This is a genomic window from Hydrogenophaga sp. (genome assembly GCF_041633695.1).
Lineage (GTDB): Bacteria > Pseudomonadota > Gammaproteobacteria > Burkholderiales > Burkholderiaceae_C > Hydrogenophaga.
The window spans coordinates 1-1,394 of record NZ_JBFJMY010000713.1; the positions used below are offsets into that span (position 1 = coordinate 1).

Consider the following 1,394-nt stretch of genomic DNA (forward strand, 5'->3'; position numbering starts at 1 on the left):
CCAGGAACTCCGGCATCTTCATCGCTGGTTTGGCAACGCTCATCGATCGATCTCTCTGATGCAGCGCGGTTAGTTCGCGCTCTTGTAAAGAATGCACAGGACGATATCACTCTAGATATGCACAAACCTTTGGCTAAGTTTGTCGCTCACAAGCATCAACGTGCGATTGGTGCCTACATTCGTACTCCATAAGTTTGTATGTCTAAAGCGGTCGTTCGTAAGAGCGAAACGAACGGCGACTTCTGGCCGAAAGTGCAAGTACGAGGCGGCTTCCATAAAGCCGCCTTTCGATGCACACAACTGGTCTGCCCATGGCAGTGGGCGAGACTTCGAATGACGAGGAACGGTGTGGGCCTGTCTCAGACTTTCGCATCTCTTTGGCTGGCCGAGCCGTCGATGGTCGACCGTTGTCTCAGACTGTGTTGTCCGTGAACAGCCGCTTCGAAGTCATTGCCCGCGCCCTTCACACCTCACGGACAATAGCGGCATGAACACGTCCACGCACCCCCTCATCACCTTCATCGGCGGCGGCAACATGGCCAGCGCCATCATCGGCGGCCTGGTGGGCCAAGGACAGCCCACCAGCGCCTTGCAAGTGGTGGAACCCTGGGACGAGCAGCGCGAGCGCCTGGCCACCCAGTTCCCCGGCATCGGCTTGCTCTCGGCGGCCAGTGCCGATTTGCAAGCGCCGGCCCTGGTGGTCTGGGCCGTCAAGCCGCAGACCTTCAAAGACGCGGCGCTGGCCGGCCAGCCCTTTCTGGCCGATGCACTGCACCTGAGCGTGGCCGCCGGCATCACCAGCGACAGCATCGCGCGCTGGCTGCAAACCGAGCGCGTGGTGCGTGCCATGCCCAACACCCCGGCTTTGGTCGGCCTGGGCATGACCGGCCTGTTCGCCCGCCCGGCGGTGAGCCCCGACGAGCGCGCACTGGTGGAGCGTGTGGTGAAAACCACCGGCGAACTGGTGTGGGTGGAGCAAGAGCCGCAGCTCGACGCCGTGACCGCGCTGTCGGGTTCCGGCCCGGCCTACGTGTTCTATTTTCTGGAAGCCATGTGCGACGCGGGCACGCGCATGGGCTTGTCGCCCGAGGTAGCGCACCAACTGGCGGTGGGCACCTTCGTCGGCGCGGCCACGCTGGCGCAGCGCTCCAGCGAAGCGCCAGCCACCTTGCGCGAGCGGGTCACCTCCAAGGGCGGCACCACGTTCGCGGCGTTGTCGGTCATGGAGCAGCGCCAGATGCAGGCGCATTTCGTCGAAGCCATGGAAGCCGGTCAAAAACGGGCCAAAGAACTGGGGCGCGAATTCGGCGGATAGCCAACCCACCCCCGCGCTGCGCTTCCAGCGCGTCACCGCCGCTAGGACACTGCTCGAAATACCCGTTCGCCCTGAGCGG

General features: G+C 63.4%; 2 protein-coding genes. Both read left to right on the top strand.

The features are described from left to right. Positions 1 to 192: hypothetical protein (locus ABYB95_RS23480; protein WP_372662787.1), on the top strand; the 192-nt coding region annotated here is incomplete at its 5' end. 295 nt (positions 193 to 487) lie between these two features. Beyond that, positions 488 to 1,315 (top strand): pyrroline-5-carboxylate reductase, encoded by an 828-nt coding sequence (gene proC, locus ABYB95_RS23485; protein WP_372662790.1) that lies wholly within the window; start codon positions 488 to 490, stop codon positions 1,313 to 1,315. Positions 1,316 to 1,394: the final 79 nt, after the last annotated feature.